General features: G+C 70.5%; 18 protein-coding genes. 12 read left to right on the top strand and 6 right to left on the bottom strand.

The window, feature by feature from the left end; all coding sequences use genetic code 11:
- Position 1: 1 nt before the first annotated feature.
- Positions 2 to 694, bottom strand: a complete 693-nt coding sequence (locus ABZ910_RS14235) for a class I SAM-dependent methyltransferase (protein WP_361363493.1) — start codon at positions 692 to 694, stop codon at positions 2 to 4.
- Between the two features lie 334 nt (positions 695 to 1,028).
- Between ABZ910_RS14235 and ABZ910_RS14230 the strand changes: the two genes are divergently transcribed.
- From ABZ910_RS14230 to ABZ910_RS14190, 9 genes are all read left to right on the top strand, one after another.
- Positions 1,029 to 2,270 (top strand): amidohydrolase, encoded by a 1,242-nt coding sequence (locus ABZ910_RS14230; RefSeq protein ID WP_361363490.1) that lies wholly within the window; start codon positions 1,029 to 1,031, stop codon positions 2,268 to 2,270.
- A 297-nt stretch (positions 2,271 to 2,567) separates the two neighbouring features.
- A complete protein-coding gene (locus ABZ910_RS14225; protein WP_361363487.1) occupies positions 2,568 to 3,596 on the top strand; it encodes a BMP family ABC transporter substrate-binding protein in 1,029 nt (342 codons plus the stop codon).
- A 213-nt stretch (positions 3,597 to 3,809) separates the two neighbouring features.
- The gene (locus ABZ910_RS14220) at positions 3,810 to 4,856 is read left to right on the top strand and encodes a BMP family ABC transporter substrate-binding protein (RefSeq protein ID WP_361363485.1); all 1,047 of its coding nucleotides are present in this window, start codon (positions 3,810 to 3,812) and stop codon (positions 4,854 to 4,856) included.
- A gap of 235 nt (positions 4,857 to 5,091) precedes the next feature.
- Positions 5,092 to 6,756 carry an ABC transporter ATP-binding protein gene (locus ABZ910_RS14215; protein ID WP_361363872.1) on the top strand — a complete coding sequence of 555 codons (1,665 nt, stop codon included), beginning with the start codon at positions 5,092 to 5,094 and terminating at the stop codon, positions 6,754 to 6,756.
- Positions 6,753 to 7,889: an ABC transporter permease gene (locus ABZ910_RS14210; RefSeq protein ID WP_361363482.1), complete on the top strand. Its 1,137-nt coding sequence runs from the start codon at positions 6,753 to 6,755 to the stop codon at positions 7,887 to 7,889. Before ABZ910_RS14215 ends, ABZ910_RS14210 begins: the two co-directional genes overlap by 4 nt.
- Positions 7,886 to 9,148, top strand: a complete 1,263-nt coding sequence (locus ABZ910_RS14205; protein ID WP_361363479.1) for an ABC transporter permease — start codon at positions 7,886 to 7,888, stop codon at positions 9,146 to 9,148. The genes ABZ910_RS14210 and ABZ910_RS14205 overlap by 4 nt, the downstream gene beginning before the upstream one ends.
- Entirely contained in the window at positions 9,145 to 9,549 is a 405-nt protein-coding gene (locus ABZ910_RS14200; protein WP_361363476.1) for a cytidine deaminase, read from the top strand. Before ABZ910_RS14205 ends, ABZ910_RS14200 begins: the two co-directional genes overlap by 4 nt.
- Before the next feature lie 82 nt (positions 9,550 to 9,631).
- The gene (locus ABZ910_RS14195) at positions 9,632 to 10,915 is read left to right on the top strand and encodes a thymidine phosphorylase (RefSeq protein ID WP_361363473.1); all 1,284 of its coding nucleotides are present in this window, start codon (positions 9,632 to 9,634) and stop codon (positions 10,913 to 10,915) included.
- A gap of 69 nt (positions 10,916 to 10,984) precedes the next feature.
- On the top strand, positions 10,985 to 11,341 hold the full coding sequence (locus ABZ910_RS14190; RefSeq protein ID WP_361363470.1) for an STAS domain-containing protein: 357 nt from the start codon (positions 10,985 to 10,987) through the stop codon (positions 11,339 to 11,341).
- Here ABZ910_RS14190 and ABZ910_RS14185 read toward each other — a convergent pair.
- Positions 11,252 to 12,241: a sigma-70 family RNA polymerase sigma factor gene (locus ABZ910_RS14185; protein ID WP_361363467.1), complete on the bottom strand. Its 990-nt coding sequence runs from the start codon at positions 12,239 to 12,241 to the stop codon at positions 11,252 to 11,254. The genes ABZ910_RS14190 and ABZ910_RS14185 overlap by 90 nt on opposite strands.
- Before the next feature lie 173 nt (positions 12,242 to 12,414).
- Positions 12,415 to 13,740, bottom strand: a complete 1,326-nt coding sequence (locus ABZ910_RS14180) for an MFS transporter (protein ID WP_361363464.1) — start codon at positions 13,738 to 13,740, stop codon at positions 12,415 to 12,417.
- A gap of 62 nt (positions 13,741 to 13,802) precedes the next feature.
- On the opposite strand from ABZ910_RS14180, the gene ABZ910_RS14175 reads away from it, so the two are divergent.
- Positions 13,803 to 14,780, top strand: a complete 978-nt coding sequence (locus ABZ910_RS14175; protein ID WP_361363461.1) for a LysR substrate-binding domain-containing protein — start codon at positions 13,803 to 13,805, stop codon at positions 14,778 to 14,780.
- Between the two features lie 47 nt (positions 14,781 to 14,827).
- Here the strand turns inward: ABZ910_RS14175 and ABZ910_RS14170 are convergent, their stop codons facing one another.
- Positions 14,828 to 15,592: a prolyl oligopeptidase family serine peptidase gene (locus ABZ910_RS14170; RefSeq protein ID WP_361363458.1), complete on the bottom strand. Its 765-nt coding sequence runs from the start codon at positions 15,590 to 15,592 to the stop codon at positions 14,828 to 14,830.
- Between the two features lie 112 nt (positions 15,593 to 15,704).
- On the opposite strand from ABZ910_RS14170, the gene ABZ910_RS14165 reads away from it, so the two are divergent.
- Positions 15,705 to 16,886, top strand: coding sequence for an adenosine deaminase (locus ABZ910_RS14165; RefSeq protein WP_361363456.1), 1,182 nt, complete (start codon positions 15,705 to 15,707; stop codon positions 16,884 to 16,886).
- Between the two features lie 177 nt (positions 16,887 to 17,063).
- Positions 17,064 to 17,426 (top strand): ATP-binding protein, encoded by a 363-nt coding sequence (locus ABZ910_RS14160; protein WP_361363453.1) that lies wholly within the window; start codon positions 17,064 to 17,066, stop codon positions 17,424 to 17,426.
- A gap of 122 nt (positions 17,427 to 17,548) precedes the next feature.
- Here ABZ910_RS14160 and ABZ910_RS14155 read toward each other — a convergent pair whose 3' ends face one another.
- Positions 17,549 to 17,749 (bottom strand): PspC domain-containing protein, encoded by a 201-nt coding sequence (locus ABZ910_RS14155; RefSeq protein ID WP_361363450.1) that lies wholly within the window; start codon positions 17,747 to 17,749, stop codon positions 17,549 to 17,551.
- Positions 17,750 to 18,022: 273 nt separating this feature from the next.
- Positions 18,023 to 18,571 carry a VanZ family protein gene (locus tag ABZ910_RS14150; protein ID WP_361363447.1) on the bottom strand — a complete coding sequence of 183 codons (549 nt, stop codon included), beginning with the start codon at positions 18,569 to 18,571 and terminating at the stop codon, positions 18,023 to 18,025.
- Positions 18,572 to 18,585: the final 14 nt, after the last annotated feature.

Genomic DNA, 18,585 nt, shown 5'->3' with positions numbered 1-18,585 from the left:
GTCAGGAGCCGGACCCGGAGAGGGGTTTGCGGGCCAGGACGAACGCCCGTGGGTAGTTCTCGTCCTCCTGGGGCTCGCGCAGGATCCGGGAGTGGAGGCTGAGGCCCGCCGCCGTGAGGTGGTCGGAGATCGTCTCCGGAGTGCGCCAGTAGTAGTCGAGGTCGATCTCGTGGCCGAAGCGCTCGTCCAGGTGCAGGTGGCCGTGGTGCCCGGGCGACTGGAAGCTCAGCAGGACGTGGCCGCCGGGCGCGAGGGTGCGGTGGAACTCCGCGAACGCGGTCGGCAGGTGCTCGTCCGGGACATGGATGATCGAGTAGAGCGCGAGGATGCCGCCCAGCGACGCGTCCGGCAGGTCCAGGGACGTCATCGAGCCCACGTGGAAGCGCAGGTGCGGGTGGGCCTCGCGGGCCAGGGCGACCATGCCGGGGGAGAGGTCCACCCCGAAGACCGGTACGCCGAGGTCGTGCAGGCGCGCGGCCACATGGCCGGGGCCGCTGCCCAGGTCGGCGACGGGGGCGGGCGCGGACGGCCGTACCAACTCGGCGAAGGCGGCGAGCAGGCCTCGCTCCAGGGCGTGGTCGGCCAGGCCGTCCGGATGGCGGGCCGTGTACTCCTTGGCGAAGGCGTCGTACGACGTGCGGGTGGTCCGGAGGAAGCCGTCGGCCGGGGCGGAGGCGGTTCGGGAGTCGGTCACGCCGGCGCACGTTACCGGGATCCGTCACCCGGACGGCCGGTTCGGCGGCCGGTTTTCGGACCGGTTCCGCTCCGTGGACACGACAGGCGGGGCCGGGCGCGGCGTGGTATCCGTGGAGACAGCGAAGTGGTCATGTGTGGATGTGGGACGGGTGCCGGGGCGCGACGGTGGTCACGCTCCGTGGATCTCGTGATCGGCTTGCCCGCAAGTCGGGCGAGTTTACCCATCTCGCTCGGCAGCTATGCGTCCGGCGGTCAGATTTTCTTCCCCTAACGGGCTGAACTTTTGTTGATCGAGGGTCAGTTGACCGCCTCGGCGTCCTACCCTTCAGAGGGTGAACCAATTGACGTCCCGAGAGTCCGAGGCCGATCAGCCCGGGGATGCCGCGCTCCCCGGCACGCTGAGTGAAGCGCAGTACGCCGAACTCGTGGCGTTCCGGCGGGACTTGCACATGCATCCCGAGCTCGGCAACCAGGAGTTCCGTACGACCGCCGCGCTCAAGGCGCGGCTGGAGAGGGCCGGGCTGAAGCCCCGCGTCCTCGCCATCGGAACCGGGCTCGTCTGCGACATCGGTGTACCGGAGGGGCAGGCCCCCGCGGTACCGCTGCTCGCCCTGCGGGCCGACATCGACGGCCTGCCCATCCCGGACGCGAAGACCGAGTGCCCGTACCGCTCGACGGTGCCGGACCGGGCCCACGCCTGCGGGCACGACGTGCACACGGCCGTGGTGCTGGGCGCCGGGCTCGTGCTCGCCGAGCTGGACCGGCAGGGGCTGCTGCCGCGGCCGGTGCGGCTGATCTTCCAGCCCGCCGAGGAGGTGCTGCCCGGGGGCGCCACCGACTGCGTCGAGTGCGGGGTGCTCGACGGCGTGGGGCGGATCATCGCCGTGCACTGCGACCCGCGGGTGGACGCCGGGCGGGTCGGCCTGCGCGCGGGGGCCGTCACCAGCGCGTGCGACCGGTTGGAGGTGGCGCTGGACGGACCGGGCGGGCACACCGCCCGTCCGCATCTGACGACGGACCTCGTGACCGCCGCCGCCCGCGTCGTCACCGACGTGCCCGCGCTCGTCGCCCGGCGGGTGGACAGCCGCAGCGGGCTCGCGGTGACGTGGGGACGGATCGAGGCGGGGCACGTGGCGAACGTGATCCCGCAGCACGCGGAGCTCTCCGGGACCGTACGGTGCCTGGACCTGGAGACCTGGCGGCAGGCGCCCGACGTGGTGCACGCGGCGATCGACGAGGTCGCGACCGTGCACCGGGCCAAGTCCGAGATCAACTACGTCCGGGGCGTGCCCCCCGTCGTCAACGACCCCGTGACGACCGAGCTGCTGCGCCGGTCCATGGTCGCGCGCCGGGGCGTGGACGCGGTCGAGGGCACCGAGCAGAGCCTGGGCGGCGAGGACTTCTCCTGGTACCTCGAACACGTCCCGGGCGCCATGGCCCGCCTGGGCGTGCGCAAGCCGGGCGAGCGCGCCGTACGGGACCTCCACCAGGGCGACTTCGACGTCGACGAGCAGGCCATCGCGGTGGGGGTGGAACTCTTCACGGCCGCCGCTCTGCTCGACGTCGCGGAGTAGACCGGGTCCGGGGCAGGGTCCGGGGCGGCCGGAATCCTGCCCGTCCTCCTGAGCGACCCGCGTCGCCCTTCCGGCTCCCCCCTCGAACCCGCGGACGCGGTTGTGCTCCGGAGGCGGCACGAATCGATAACAGGCAGGGAACATCCCGTTCCCCTCCCCTTCTACGCGCGTTACTGTGCGCCGAAATCGCCACCAGAGGCGGCACATTGGGGAAGCGGGCCGGTGACGGTGCCGTGGGGACGAAGGGGTACTGCTGTGCGTCTGAACTCTCGGAGGACGAGGTTCTCCCAAGCTGCGGTGACCGTCGCGGTCGTCGCGCTCGCCGCCGCCGGTTGCGGCAAGTCCAGCAGTGAGTCCGTGGGCGGGTCCAAGGACGGCAAGTACTCGGGCAAGGGCATCGGGCTCGCGTACGACATCGGCGGCAAGGGCGACCAGTCCTTCAACGACGCCGCCTACGCCGGTTTCCAGAAGGCCGAGAAGGACTTCAAGATCGGCGGCAACGACGTCGAGCCGCAGGACGGCGAGTCGAACGCCGACAAGATCCAGCGCCTGGAGACCCTGGCCAAGGCCGGGTACAACCCGGTCATCGGCGTCGGCTTCGCCTACGCCCCCGCCGTGAAGGAGGTCGCCGCCAAGTACCCGAAGGTCACCTTCGGCATCATCGACGACGACACCATCAAGGCGAAGAACGTCGCCGACATGGTCTTCCACGAGGAGCAGGCCTCGTACCTCGCCGGTGTGGCCGCGGCCAAGGCCACGAAGAAGAACCACATCGGTTTCATCGGCGGCGTCGACATCCCGCTGATCCACAAGTTCGAGGCCGGGTTCGACCAGGGCGCCAAGTCCGTGAACCCGAAGATCAAGATCGAGTCGCAGTACCTGACCCAGACCCCGCAGGAGGGCGGCTTCGCCAGCCCCGACAAGGGCAAGGACGCGGCCAACGGGCAGATCGATGCCGGCGCGGACGTCATCTACCACGCCGCCGGCCTCTCCGGCCAGGGCGTGATCCAGACCGCCGCCGAGCACAAGGTGTGGGCCATCGGCGTCGACTCGGACCAGTACCAGCAGTCGGCGCTGGCCAAGTACAAGGACTACATCCTCGGTTCGGCCCTGAAGAACGTCGGCGGCGCGGTGTACAACCTGACCAAGTCCGTCGTCAAGGACGGCAAGCCGCTCAGCGGCGAGGTGCGCGGCGACCTCAAGTCCGGCGGAGTGGGCTTCGCCGACTCCAACCCGAAGTACCAGTCGATGAAGAACGTCGTCGACGCGGTCGACAAGGCCAAGCAGGACATCATCGACGGCAAGATCACCGTCAACACCAAATGACCTGAGTGCGCGGGCCGGTGACCTGGCCTTCGCGAGAGGTACTGCGCCCCTTGCCTACTGCAAGGGGCGCAGTGCTGTCCGTAACCCCGGCAGTGATAGTCGCCACAGCTCGGTAACGGACCGGACAGAAAGGGTTTTCCGTCCCGTCTACGCGCGTTACGCTGCCGCGGAACCAGCGCCTGTCATGGCGCTTGCACAAAGGAGTCACGTTCCATGCGCCGGGTGTCCCGCCTCGCGGTTGCAGGCGTTGCAACTGCAGCCCTCGCCGTCACCGTTTCCGCCTGCGGTACTTCGTCCACGTCGGCCGCGGGCGGTGGCAAGTCCAAGGGTGTCGGCCTGGCCTACGACGTCGGCGGCAAGGGCGACCAGTCCTTCAACGACGCGGCCTACGCCGGTTTCCAGAAGGCCGAGAAGGACTTCAAGATCGGCGGCAATGACGTCGAGCCGCAGGACGGCGAGACCGACGCCGACAAGACCCAGCGCCTGGAGACCCTCGCCAAGGCCGGGTACAACCCGATCATCGGCGTCGGCTACTCCTACGCCCCCGCCGTGAAGGAAGTCGCCGCCAAGTACCCGAAGGTCACCTTCGGCATCGTCGACGACGAGACCATCAAGGCGAAGAACGTCGCCGACATGGTCTTCCACGAGGAGCAGTCCTCCTACCTGGCGGGCGTCGCCGCGGCCGAGGCCACGAAGAAGAACCACATCGGTTTCATCGGCGGCGTCGACATCCCGCTGATCCACAAGTTCGAGGCGGGCTACGTCCAGGGCGCCAAGTCGGTCAACCCGAAGATCAAGATCGAGAAGCAGTACCTGACCGAGACGGCCCAGGAGGGCGGCTTCGCCAGCCCCGACAAGGGCGAGAGCGCCGCGAACGGCCAGATCGACGCCGGCGCGGACGTCATCTACCACGCCGCCGGCCTCTCCGGCCAGGGCGTCATCAAGGCCGCCTCCGACCACAAGGTGTGGGCCATCGGCTGCGACTCCGACCAGTACAAGCAGGCCGCGCTGGCCAAGTACAAGAAGTACATCCTCACCTCGGCCCTGAAGAACGTCGAGGGCGCGGTGTACGACCTGACCAAGTCCGTCGTCAAGGACAAGAAGCCGCTCACCGGCGAGATCCGCGGCGCCCTGGCCAACGGCGGTGTCGGCCTCTCCGACGCCAACCCGGCCTTCAAGGGCGACGCCGCCCTCCAGGCCGCGGTCAAGAAGGCCGCGGACGGCATCAAGAACGGCAGCATCAAGGTGAAGACCTCCTGAACCAGGCCTCGCCGACCGCGAGTTCACGGTTCAAGGCCTTGTTCGGGGCATGGCCAAAAGTGCGCCGTAATGGCAGCGTTACGGCCACGGAATGGGGTGTGGGAAGGATGACCGACCCGCACCCCGTTCGCGCGGCAGAATGCTCGGGCCGGATCGAGCGCGATCCGTTCCGGGCACTATTCGAAGCAGGGGCGCTACGCGCATAGAGTGGCCCCTTTCCCAAGGAGAGTGCGCCATCGACGCGTCCAGCAGCCCTCCGCTCACAGCTCCGTCGACCGTCGCGGTGGAGCTCGCGGGTATCACCAAACGATTCCCCGGTGTCGTCGCCAACCACGACATCCATCTGACCGTCCGCAAGGGCACCGTGCACGCCCTCGTCGGCGAGAACGGCGCCGGCAAGTCGACCCTGATGAAGATCCTCTACGGCATGCAGAAGCCGGACGAGGGCACCATCGCGATCGACGGCGAGCACGTGAGCTTCCACAGCCCCGCCGACGCCATCGTCCGCGGCATCGGCATGGTCCACCAGCACTTCATGCTGGCGGACAACCTGACCGTCCTCGAGAACGTGGTCCTCGGCAGCGAGAAGCTGTACGGCATCGGCCGCGGCGCCCGCAAGAAGATCAAGGAGATCTCCGACCGGTACGGCCTGGGCGTGCGCCCGGACGTGCTCGTGGAGAGCCTCGGCGTCGCCGACCGGCAGCGCGTCGAGATCCTCAAGGTCCTCTACCGGGGCGCGAAGACGCTGATCCTCGACGAGCCGACCGCCGTCCTCGTGCCGCAGGAGGTCGACGCGCTCTTCGACAACCTGCGCGAGCTCAAGTCCGAGGGCCTGTCCGTCATCTTCATCTCGCACAAGCTGGGCGAGGTGCTGTCCGTGGCCGACGACATCACCGTCATCCGCCGCGGCACGACGGTCGGCACGGCCGTCCCCGCCGAGACGACGCCCCGTCAGCTCGCCGAGCTGATGGTCGGCAGCGAGCTGCCCACTCCGGAGACCGCCGAGTCGACGGTCACCGACCAGCCCGTCATCACGGTCCGGAACCTCACCGTCCACGCGAGCGGCGGCGCCTCCCTCGGCGACTTCGACGAGCCCTCGGCCGGCGGCCTCACCGAGTTCGCGGGCGCCGGCGACGCCAAGCGCGTCCTCGACGACGTCACCTTCACCATCCACGCCGGCGAGGTCATGGGCATCGCGGGCGTCGAGGGCAACGGCCAGACCGAGCTCATCGACGCGTTGATCGGCGTCAAGCACGCCGACTCCGGCAGCATCGAGTTCCTCGGCGAGGACATCACCCCCTGGCCCACCCGCAAGCGCCGCGAGCAGGGCGTCGGTTACATCCCCGAGGACCGCCACCGCCAGGGCCTCCTCCTCGAGTCCCCGCTCTGGGAGAACCGCATCCTCGGCCACGTCACCGAGAAGCCCAACGCCAAGGGCTTCTGGCTCGACCCCAAGGGCGCCCAGGCCGACACCCGGCGCATCGTCGAGCAGTACGACGTCCGCACGCCCGGCATCGACGTCACCGCGGCCTCCCTCTCCGGCGGCAACCAGCAGAAGCTGATCGTCGGCCGCGAGATGAGCCACGACCCCAAGTTCCTGATCGCCGCCCACCCCACCCGCGGTGTGGACGTCGGCGCGCAGGCGCAGATCTGGGACCGCATCCGCGAGGCCCGCCGCGAGGGCCTGGCCGTGCTGCTGATATCCGCCGACCTGGACGAGCTGATCGGCCTGTCCGACACCCTGCGCGTGATCTACGACGGCAAGCTGGTCGCGGACGCCGACCCTGCCACGATCACCCCCGAGGAGCTGGGCACCGCCATGACCGGTGCCGCGTCCGGCCACCTCGAGCACACCGAGACCACCGACGAAGACGCCGGCCCGGAGGACGAGGCCCGATGAAGAAGTTCGACAAGGAGCGCCTGCTCCTCGCCGTGGCCGGCCCGGTCATCGCGCTCGTCCTGGCGATCGCGCTGACCTCGGTCGTGCTGCTCGCCTCGGGCAAGAACCCGATCGAGCCGTACCAGCTGATGCTTCAGCAGCTGCCGTTCTCGGACATCCAGGTTCTGATCATCAACCAGGCGTCGATGTACTACATCGCCGCCCTCGCGGTCGCGCTCGGCTTCCGGATGAACCTGTTCAACATCGGCGTCGACGGCCAGTACCGCCTCGCCGCGGTGATGACCGCCGTCGTCGGCGCGCACCTCGCGCTGCCGGGCTTCCTGCAGATCCCGGTGCTGCTGCTGGTCGCCATGGCCACCGGCGCCTTCTGGGCCGGCATCGCGGGCGTCCTGAAGGTCACCCGAGGCGTCAGCGAGGTCGTTGCGACGATCATGCTCAACGCGATCGCCACCAGCGTCATCGGCTACGTCACCCTCGCCGACGTCTGGGGCGTGCAGGTCGGCAACAACATGACGACCGGCACGATGGCCAAGTCCGGCTGGGTCCCGGGCATCGACCTCGGCCCCGAGGTCGGCGAGATCTACGGCCTGGTCTTCCTCGCCATCCTGCTCGGCGTCGCCTACTGGGTGGTCCTCAACCGCACCCGCTTCGGCTTCGACCTGCGCGCCACCGGCGCCTCCGAGACCGCCGCCGCGGCCTCCGGCGTCAACGCCAAGCGCATGGTGCTCACCGCCATGCTGATCTCCGGCGCGGTCGCGGGCCTGTCCGGCCTGCCGCTGCTGCTCGGCGACACCCACACCTACAGCCTGAGCTTCCCGTCCGGCCTCGGCTTCACCGCCATCGGCATCGCCCTGCTCGGCCGCAACAACCCTGGCGGCATCGCCGTCGCCTCCCTGCTGTGGGCGTTCCTCGACAAGGCCTCGCCCGCCCTCGACTACGCGACCCCGGTGGCGTACGACAAGGAGATCGCCACGATCATGCAGGGCCTGATCGTCTTCTCCGTCGTCATCTCGTACGCGGCCGTACGTCAGTGGGGTCTGCGCCGCCAGCAGCGCCGGGTCGGCGCCGAGTTGGCCGCAGCCGCCATCGCCGCCGGCGCCACGAACACCAAGAAGGAGGTGGCGGCCCGATGACCACCGCGACCGTCGCGAAGCCGAAGGCGCCCGCGCCCGGCAAGGGCAGCCGCCGCATGTCGCTCCCGGTGCTCCTGCTGATCATCGCGGGCGTGCTGGTGCTCACCTCGGCCGTCCGCCTCATCACCGGCGCCGACGGCATCACCTCGACCGGCCAGATGTCCACGGCGCTGCGCCTCGCGGTGCCGATCGGCCTCGCGGGCCTCGGCGGCCTGTGGTCCGAGCGCTCCGGCATCGTCAACATCGGCCTCGAGGGCATGATGATCCTCGGCACCTGGTTCGGCGCCTGGGCCGGCTACCAGTGGGGCCCGTGGGTCGGTGTCGCGTTCGGCATCATCGGAGGCGCCCTCGGCGCCCTGCTGCACGCCATCGCCACCGTGACCTTCAACGTCAACCACATCGTCTCCGGTGTGGCCCTGAACATCCTGGCGCTCGGCACGACCCGCTACCTGTCGAAGTTCACCTTCGCCGACGCCCCGCAGGGCTCCTCCAAGCAGTCCCCGCCGGTCGACTCGCTGGGCAGCTTCGACATCCCCGCGCTGTCGGGCTGGCTGGACACCCTCAACCAGAAGCACTGGTTCGTGGTCTCGGACATCGCCGGCCTGGTCGGCGGTCTGGTCACCGACCTGTCGCCGCTCACCGTCATCGCGGTCGCGCTCGTCCCGTTCAGCTGGTGGGTGCTGTGGCGCACGTCCTTCGGCCTGCGCCTGCGCTCCTGCGGTGAGAACCCGGTGGCCGCCGAGTCCCTCGGCGTCAACGTCTACAAGTACAAGTACATCGCGGTGATCATCTCGGGCGCTTTCGCCGGCCTCGGCGGCGCCTTCCTGTCGCTCGTCGCGTCGAACGTGTACCTCGACGGCCAGACCGCCGGCCGCGGTTACATCGGCCTCGCCGCGATGATCTTCGGCAACTGGATGCCGGGCGGACTGGCGCTCGGCGCGGGCCTGTTCGGCTACACCGACAGCCTCAACCTGCGCGGCGGCACGGTGAACGTCCACGCGCTGATCCTGCTGCTCGCGATCCTGCTGGTGTTCGGCGCGGCGTACCTCGTCTGGAAGAAGAAGTACGTCCCCGCCCTGATCACCGCCGTGATCTCGGCCGGGATGTTCCTCTGGTACGTCAGCACGGACGACGTCCCGCGCCAGCTCGTCACCGCGACCCCGTACCTCGTCACCCTGCTCGTCCTGTCGCTGTCCGCGCAGTCGCTGCGGATGCCGAAGGCGGACGGCCTGCCGTACCGGAAGGGACAGGGCAAGTGACCGACCCGGCCGCCGCGTTCGACTGGGAGGCGCTGCGCGCCTCGGCACGGGACGCCATGTCCCACGCGTACGCCCCATACTCGGGCTACCCGGTCGGTGCCGCGGCCCTGGTCGAGGACGGGCGCACGGTCTCCGGCTGTAACGTCGAGAACGCCAGTTACGGCCTCGGCCTGTGCGCCGAGTGCGGGCTGGTGTCCGAGCTGCAGCGCACCGGAGGCGGCCGGCTCACGCACTTCACCTGTGTGGACGGCACGGGCGCCCTGCTCGTGCCGTGCGGCCGATGCCGCCAGCTGCTGTACGAGTTCGGCGGGCCTGACCTGCTCCTCGACACCCCGGCGGGCATCATGCCCCTGTCGGAGATGCTCCCCCAGGCCTTCGGCCCGGACCATCTCACCAAGTAACTCCCCGCGGCCCCTCCGAACAGCTCACCCGAGCCGGTCGGAGGGGCCCCGGTTTTCTCAACCCCCGGAAGGAACGCCAGACATGGCCATGGACGCCATCTCCGTCATCCGCACCAAGCGTGACCGCGGCGAGCTCGGCGACGAGCAGATCGACTGGGTCATCGACGCGTACACGCGCGGCGAGGTCGCCGACGAGCAGATGTCCGCGCTCGCGATGGCCATCCTGCTCAACGGCATGAACCGCCGCGAGATCGCCCGCTGGACCGCCGCGATGATCGAGTCGGGCGAGCGCATGGACTTCTCGGCGCTGTCCCGCCCGACGGCCGACAAGCACTCGACGGGCGGCGTCGGCGACAAGATCACGCTCCCGCTCGCGCCCCTGGTGGCGGCGTGCGGCGCCGCCGTGCCGCAGCTGTCGGGCCGCGGCCTCGGCCACACCGGCGGCACCCTCGACAAGCTGGAGTCCATCCCCGGCTGGCGCGCCCTGCTGTCCAACGAGGAGATGCTGAACGTCCTCGACACGGTCGGCGCCGTGATCTGCGCGGCCGGCGACGGCCTCGCCCCGGCCGACAAGAAGCTGTACGCCCTGCGCGACGTGACGGGCACGGTGGAGGCGATCCCCCTGATCGCCTCCTCGATCATGTCCAAGAAGATCGCCGAGGGCACCGGCTCCCTGGTCCTGGACGTCAAGGTGGGCACGGGCGCCTTCATGAAGACCCTGGAGGACGCCCGCGAGCTGGCCTCCACCATGGTCGGCCTCGGCACGGACCACGGCGTCAAGACGGTCGCGCTGCTCACCGACATGTCGACCCCGCTCGGCCTGACGGCGGGCAACGCGCTGGAGGTCCGTGAGTCCCTGGAGGTCCTGGCGGGCGGCGGCCCGGCGGACGTGGTGGAACTGACGTTGGCCCTGGCCCGCGAGATGCTCGACGCGGCCGGCATCAAGGACGTCGACCCGGCGAAGGCCCTGGCCGACGGCTCGGCCATGGACGTCTGGCGTCGCATGATCGCGGCCCAGGGCGGCGACCCGGACGCCCCGCTGCCCACGTCGAAGGAGCAGCACGTGGTGACGGCCTCCTCGTCCGGCGTCCTGACCCGCCTGGACGCCTACGACATCGGCATCGCCGCCTGGCGCCTGGGCGCCGGCCGCGCCCGCAAGGAGGACCCGGTGCAGGCGGCGGCGGGCGTGGAGCTCCACGCCAAGCCGGGCGACACGGTGACCGCGGGCCAGCCGCTGCTCACCCTGCACACCGACACCCCCGAGCGCTTCGCGTACGCGCTGGAGGCGGTCGAGGGCTCGTACGACATCGCGCCGGCCGGTACCGGCTTCACGGCGACGCCGGTGGTGCTGGGGCGCATCGCCTGACACCTCGGGCAGCTTGCCCGCCCCCTCCGGGCACCGATGAGTCGACCCTGCTCGCCCGGTCTACAGCACATGGACGACATGGCACCCGCCGCACTCGTGCTGACCGGCGGCCCCGTCACCCGGGACGAGGTGGCGGGGCTGTGTGACGACGTGCGGGCGTTGGTGGAGGGGGCCGATGCCGCGGTGGTCGTGTGTGACGTGCGCGCCGTGCGGGTGCCCCGGCTCGGCTTCGTCGACCTGCTCGCGCGGCTGGAGCTGGCCGCGCGGCGGGCCGGCGGGCGGATCCGGCTCCGGGGACCGGACCCGGGACTGGTCGCCCTCCTCGATCTCGTCGGCCTACGCTTCGAGACGGAGGGGCAGGCCGAACAGCGGGAACAGACGCTGCGCGTCCAGGAAGAAGTGGAACCCGGTCAGACGTCCCTCTGAGATCTCCAGGGCCTGGATCGACCAGGGCGAGAGGCCGCCCTTCTCCGGGTCCGGCTTGTAGTGGGCGAAGCCCGGCAGGCCGTTCACCTCGACCGGCAGCAGGCGGGAGCCCTCGCATTCGTGACCGATCGACAGCATGAAGCCCGCGATGTCGGCGTGACCGGTCAGCCACATCTCGAACGGCGGCATCGTCATGACGGCGTCCTCGTGCAGCAATGCCGTCAGCGCCGCCATGTCGTACCCCTCGAACGCCGCCACATAGCGCTCCAGCAGCTTCTGCTGCTCGTCGTCCAGAGGGTCGGAGACCGCCGCCCGCGCGGCCCTGTCGCCATCGCTCTGGGCGAGCGTCGCCCGCGCCCGCTGCAGGGCGCTGTTGACCGACGTAACCGTGGTGCCCAGCAGCTCGGCGACCTCGCTCGCCCTCCAGGCCAGCACGTCCCGCAGGATCAGCACCGCCCGCTGCTTCGGCGGGAGGTGCTGCAGGGCGGCCATGAACGCGAGCCGGACCGACTCCTTCGCGACCGCCGCCTCCGCCGGGTCGCCGAGCGCCGGGAGCACACGGGAGTCCGGCATCGGCTCCAGCCACGTATTGTCCGGGCGCGGGGAAAGGGCGTACCGGGCCAGGGGAGTGGACTCCGAGAGGTCCACCGGCCGCGCCCGCTTGTTGCCCGCGGACAGCATGTCCAGGCAGACGTTCGTCGCGATCCGGTACAGCCAGGAGCGGAGACTGGAACGGCCCTGGAAGGTTGCGTAGCCCCGCCAGGCACGGACCAGGGTGTCCTGCACCGCGTCCTCGGCCTCGGAGGACGAGCCGAGCATGCGGTAGCAGTAGCCGGTCAGTTCGGTCCGGTGCTTCTCCAGTACGACGTCGAGGTCCGTCGTCGCCGTGCCGTTGCCCATGGTCCACCCACCCCTGTGGCCGTTCCGTCGCGCTGCGTCGCGCCCCAGCACTCCGGAAGGTACCGCAGCGCACTGACAGCGGCCCCGAAGTCAACAAAAGCCCTGCGCGGGCCCGTTGCTTCACGGGCCCGCGCAGGGCGATGGGCGTGACGGCCTCGGCGATGGACGAGGGATCAGGCCGCGGCGACCAGGTCCCGTCGCGCCGCCACCCGGGCCGCGCGCGAGCCGAGCACCGTGATCGTCACGACGCCGAGGACCGCGAGCACGCCGACCCCGACCGTGCCGGCCCAGCCGCCCGCGTGGAAGGCCATCGCGCCCACCGTGCTGCCCACGCTGGAGCCGATGTAGTACGCCGACTGGTACAGCGCCGACGCCTGGGCGCGCCCGCTCGTCGCCGTCTTGCTGACCGCCGAGGACGCCACCGCGTGGCCCGCGAAGAAGCCCGCCGTGATCAGCACCAGGCCCAGCAGGACCAGTGGGAGGGAGTCGGCCAGGGAGAGCAGCAGGCCCGTCGCCGTCGTACCGCCGGCCAGGTACAGCGCGCCGCGGCGTCCGAGCCGGCCGACCAGCCGGCCCGCCGTCGACGCCGACACCGTACCGACCAGGTACACCAGGAAGATGGAGCCGACGATGCCCTGCGGGAGCGAGAAGGGCGCGGCCGTCAGGCGGTAGCCGATGACCGTGTAGACGCCGCCGAACACCGTCATGAACAGGGCGCCGATCGCGTACAGGCGCCGCAGCAGGGGGTTCGCGAGGTGGTCCTGCACCGTGCGGGCCAGGACGCGCGGGCGCAGCGAGCCCGGCCTGAAGTGCCTCGGCGCCGGCAGCAGCAGCCGGAACGCCGCCGCGCACGCCACCGCGATCGCGCCGACCACTCCGACCGCGACCCGCCAGCCCCACTCCTGCGCGACCCAGCCGGTGATGACCCGGCCGCTCATCCCGCCGACGCTGTTGCCCGCGACGAACAGACCGATCGCCGTCACCAGTGCCCGCGGCCTGACCTCCTCGGCCAGATACGCCGTCGCCGACGCCGGAAGCCCGGCCAGCGCCGCGCCCTGCACCGCCCGCAGCACCACCAGCACGCCGATCGACGGGGCGAAGGGGACCAGCAGGCCGACCGACACCGCGACCGCCAGCGAGGCCGTCATCACCGTACGGCGGCCGAAGCGCTCCGACAGCGCGCTCATCGGCAGGACGAACAGCGCCAGACCGCCCGTCGCGGCCGCCACCGTCCAGCTCGCCTCACTCGCGGCCACCCCGAACTCGCCGGAGATCAGCGGCAGCAGGGCCTGCGTGGAGTAGAGGAGGGCGAACGTCGCGACACCGGCGAGGAAGAGGGCGAAGCTCATCCGGCGGTAGCCGGGGCCGCCCGGGCGCATACGGGAGTCGGCGGCGCCGGTGGTGTCGGCGGAGGTGACGCCGGTGGGAGCGGCGGAAGAAGTGCTGGGGACGGCTGAGTCGGCGCCCACGGTCGTGAGCGCCCCGGTACTGGCAGGCATGCTTAGAAGCTAAACAGCCTGCACTCATGCGTCCAATGCATGGAAACGTCATAATCGTTCCCATGGCGCATCAGCACAGGTCACAAGATCGAGTGTCACGATCCGGTGACACAAAAGAAATGCAGCGGACCCGAGATGGCGACGAGATCGTCACCCTCCTCGCGCCCCGCCTCGCCCACTTCGCCGGCGTCGCCCGCACCGAACACGTCACCCGCGCCGCCCACGAACTCCAGGTCCCGCAGTCGACGCTGTCCCGGGCCATGGTCCGCCTGGAGAAGGACCTCGGCGTCGACCTCTTCGCCCGCCGCGGCCGCACCGTCTCCCTCACCCCCGCCGGGCGCACCTTCCTCGCCTCCGTCGAGCGCGCCCTCGCCGAGATCGAGCGAGCCGCCGACGAGGTCCGCGCGGACGCCGACCCGGCCACCGGCAAGGTCGCGTTCGGCTTTCTGCACACCATGGGCGCGGAGACGGTACCCGGACTCATCCAGGCCTTCCGCGCCGACCATCCGCGCGTCCGCTTCAGCCTCGTCCAGAACTACGGCGAGGCCATGCTGGAGCGGCTGCGCGCCGGCGAACTGGACCTCTGTCTGACCTCACCCGTGCCGGACGCCCCCGACCTGGTGGCCCGCCGCCTGGACGAGCAGAAGCTGCGCCTCGTCGTCCCCGCCGACCACCGGCTCGCCGGCCGGCGCCGCATCCGCCTCGCGGAGGCCGCCGACGAGGTCTTCGTGACCCTGGAACCCGGCTACGGCCTGCGCCGCATCACGGACGACCTCTGCCAGGAGGCGGGGTTCCGGCCGCGGGTCGCCTTCGAGGGAGAGGAGACGGAGACCCTGCGGGGCCTGGTCGCGGCGGGCCTCGGCGTCGCCCTGCTGCCGCCACCGGTCTGGCCCCGCCCGGGAGTCGTGGAACTGACCGTCACGGCTCCGCGGGCGGTACGGGAGGTCGGCGTGGCCTGGCTGGACGGCCACCCGGACACACCTCCGGTGGCCGCCTTCAAGAAGTTCCTGCTGTCCAAGAGGGGGAACCTGCTCGCCTGAACTCCGATGTGCGCGGAGCCGGCCCTTGGCTTCCGTGCCGCCTGACGTCAACTCCCGTGTCGTGAGCGGCCGAAGCCCGCGGCCAGCGGCATCCGCAGCCCTATCGGCGGCGGTGCGGCCAGCGCATCCTCCAGGGGCCGCGCCAGCGCGTGTCCGAACAGCGCTCCCTGGACGAAGTCCGCGGCGAGCGCGAGCACTTCGTCCCGGTGCTGATGCAGCCCGTGGCCGTCGGAGTGCACCTCGAACCGGCACACGTCCCGGTTCGCCTTCTTCGCCCGGGCCGCCAGCCGGAACGACAGCTGCGGATCGGCTCGCTCGTCGTTCGTGCCGTGCACGATCAGGACCCGGCGCCCCGCGAGCTGCCTGACCGGCTCGGGATCCTCCGCTGCGTCTTCCTCGGGCAGCCAAGGGGCCACGGCCACCACGGAGTTGACCGCCTCGTGGCCGGCCGACCGCAGTGCGGCGCGCCCGCCCATCCCCACGCCGACCAGGCAGACGGGGACGTCCCCGTAGCGCCGTACGACCTCGTCCGCCGCCCAGGACGCGTCGCACGCGGGATGTGCCTCGCCGCCGTTCCAGCCGCGATAGCGGTAGTGGACCGCGTGCGTGGCCAGTCCCTCGCCGCGTCCGGCCCGCGCGAGCGTCCGGCCCAGCGCGCGCACGGAGGCGGTCGCCCATACGGGCGACGGTCTGCGGGCGGAGACCTCCTCGGCCCCGGGGAGCAGCAGCACCACCCCGCTCACGGCCGTCGGTTCCTGACCGACTGCCCTTCCCAGCCTGGCCGTTCGCGTCGGCGTCGCTTGCTGTGCCATGACAGAACAGTGTCAGAAGTACGGGTGTACGCCACCCTCCCGCGCGGTCACCGTTACGTATCGGCGGATTCGTACCGCAGGCGGTCTACGCGCGTGGCGCTACAGTGCGGAAATGACGAGCCAGACCAGTCAGACGAGCCAGACCGTGACGACCGGGGCCGTGCCGACGGCGGAGCAGATCCGCCGGGCGCCCAAGGTCCTGCTGCACGACCATCTCGACGGCGGGCTGCGCCCCGGGACCGTCGTGGAACTCGCCCGGGAGGTGGGCTACACCGAGCTTCCCGAGACCGACCCCGACAAGCTCGGCGTCTGGTTCCGCGAGGCCGCCGACTCCGGCTCCCTGGAGCGGTATCTGGAGACCTTCTCGCACACCGTCGGCGTCATGCAGACCCGCGACGCACTGATCCGCGTCGCCCGCGAGTGCGCCGAGGACCTCGCCGAGGACGGCGTCGTCTACGCCGAGGTGCGGTACGCGCCCGAGCAGCACCTGGAGGGCGGCCTCAGCCTCGAGGAGGTCGTCGAGGCCGTCAACGAGGGCTTCCGGCAGGGGGAGGCGCTCGCCCGGAACAACGGCCACCGCATCCGCGTGGGCGCCCTGCTCACCGCCATGCGGCACGCGGCCCGCGCCCTGGAGATCGCCGAACTCGCCAACCGGTACCGGGACTTGGGGGTCGTGGGCTTCGACATCGCCGGGGCGGAGGCGGGGTACCCGCCCACCCGGCATCTCGACGCCTTCGAGTACCTCAAGCGGGAGAACAACCACTTCACCATTCACGCCGGCGAGGCCTTCGGGCTGCCGTCGATCTGGCAGGCGCTTCAGTGGTGCGGTGCGGACCGGCTCGGGCACGGGGTGCGCATCATCGACGACATCCAGGTGGCGGCGGACGGCTCGGTGAAGCTCGGGCGGCTCGCCTCGTACGTACGGGACAAGCGCATCCCGCTCGAACTGTGCCCGAGCTCCAACCTCCAGACCGGGGCGGTCGCGTCGTACGCCGAGCATCCGATCGGGCTGCTGCGGCGGCTGCACTTCCGGGCGACCGTCAACACGGACAATCGGCTGATGTCGCACACGAGCATGAGCCGTGAATTCGAGCATCTCGTCGACGCGTTCGGTTATACGCTCGACGACCTGCAATGGTTCTCCGTCAATGCGATGAAATCAGCGTTCATTCCTTTCGATGAACGACTGGCCATGATCAATGACGTCATCAAGCCCGGATACGCCGAACTGAAATCCGAATGGCTGTTCCGGCAGACCGCTTCCACCAGCGGTTCTGTCGAAACGGGGCGTTGAGTCGCCGGGGAGTGGGTGTGCGAAATGCGGACGGGTTTCACGAGCCGTTCGCATTTCGGTGTTTGCGGTGTGCGCTTTGACGCGTTTACGGTCGAGGACCGCTCAGGGATCCCGAATGATCTCCGCTTGATCCCTTGATCTCTGCTCTCCGTCATCGCATTCAAGGACGCATTCACGATGAAGCAGTCTGCTGCCAAGACCCTCGGCGTCGCCGCCCTCGGTGCCGCCTTCGCCGCCGTCGGCGCGGGTGCCGCGAGCGCGGCTCCGATCGCCTCGGTCGCCCCCGAGGCCTCCCAGGCGCTGGACACCGTCACTCACACGCTCCCGGCGGAGAACGTCGCCCAGGCGCTGCCGGGCGCCGGCCAGGCACTCACCCAGGGGCAGTCCGCCGTCGGGTCCGGGCTGATCGCCGTCCAGCCGGCCGCCCGGCAGCTGCTCTCCAACGGGCCCACCGCACCGGCGGCCGGGCTGCTGGGCGGACTGCCGCTGAAGGGGCTGCCCACTCATGGCGTGCCGGTGAACGGGATTCCGCTGGGCTGAGGGAGCTTGGCGGGTTCGGAACACGCGCTGTCGGGACGCGTTCTCCCGCATTCCCTTCGTCTTCTTCTCCACCGCCGTTGGGGCGCATCCTCTCGTCCAGGGATGCGTTCCAACGGTTTTTGCTACCAGGCCGCTTTTGCCTTGTCCTCCGACGGGAGCACGATCCACAGGGCTATGTAGATAAGAAACTGAGGGCCCGGCAGGAGGCAGGAGAGCAGGAAGATCACGCGCATGGTGGTGGGGGACATGTCGAAGCGCCTTGCCAGGCCTGCGCATACTCCGCCGATCATGCGGCCTTGGGTGGGGCGGTACAGGGTGGTCATTTTTTTCTGGGCTCCCTCTTTTTTTGGCTCTTTCGCCTACGGGGCGCCGAAGCCGGTGTCGAGACGGCGATCGTGCTCAGCCCTTCGGGCCTCCGCGCGACCACCGTCTCGACACCGGCGCGCCCCTACGGCTCTTTCGCGGCCGACGCGTGGGGACAGCTGATGTTGGTGGGCCCTGGCTGTTGGTTGGTGTGGGCTGGTTGGCTGCCCGTCTGCTGGTCGGCTGCCCATCTGTCTGCAACGGTACGGAACGCCTGCTCGTCCTGCGTCGCTCTATGGGGTGACTTCGACCCTGGGAATCGTCGGGGGGCGGCCCTGAGGGGTCTGCTGAGGGGCGGGGGCGCGGCGTTCGAGCCCCTTCCTGCGGCGGAGTCGTGAGCGGGCCGCCGGGACGAAAGCCAGGTGGGCCATCGTGACGCCTGCCGTGTTCAGGAGCAGGGAGTCCACGTCCACCACTCGGCCGGGGACGCCGGTCTGGAGCAGGGCTATGGCCAGGGAGACGAGGGCTCCCGCGGCCGCCGTACGGATCAGGGAGGCCAGGGGGGAGGCCGTCAGTCTGCCGTGCGCCATCGGCAGCAGCACACCCAGTGGAGCCAGCAGGGCCAGGCCCTCGCCGATGCGGCGTGCCGCCTCCGGCCAGCCCAGCGCCAGGTCGGCCCGGACGCCTGCCAGCGGGCGCAGGTTGGCGGGCATCACCCACGGGACGTTCAGCGGTCGCAGCATGAGCCAGGCGACGAACGCGAGGTGCGCGACGAGGAGGACACTCCCTGCCACCCGGATACGGAACGCGGCGCTGCCGCCTATGGAGCCTTGACGCTGCACGCCCCCCAAGACGC

The organism is Streptomyces sp. NPDC046805 (genome assembly GCF_040645355.1).
GTDB lineage: Bacteria > Actinomycetota > Actinomycetes > Streptomycetales > Streptomycetaceae > Streptomyces.
This window is presented reverse-complemented; position numbering and strand designations above follow the sequence as displayed.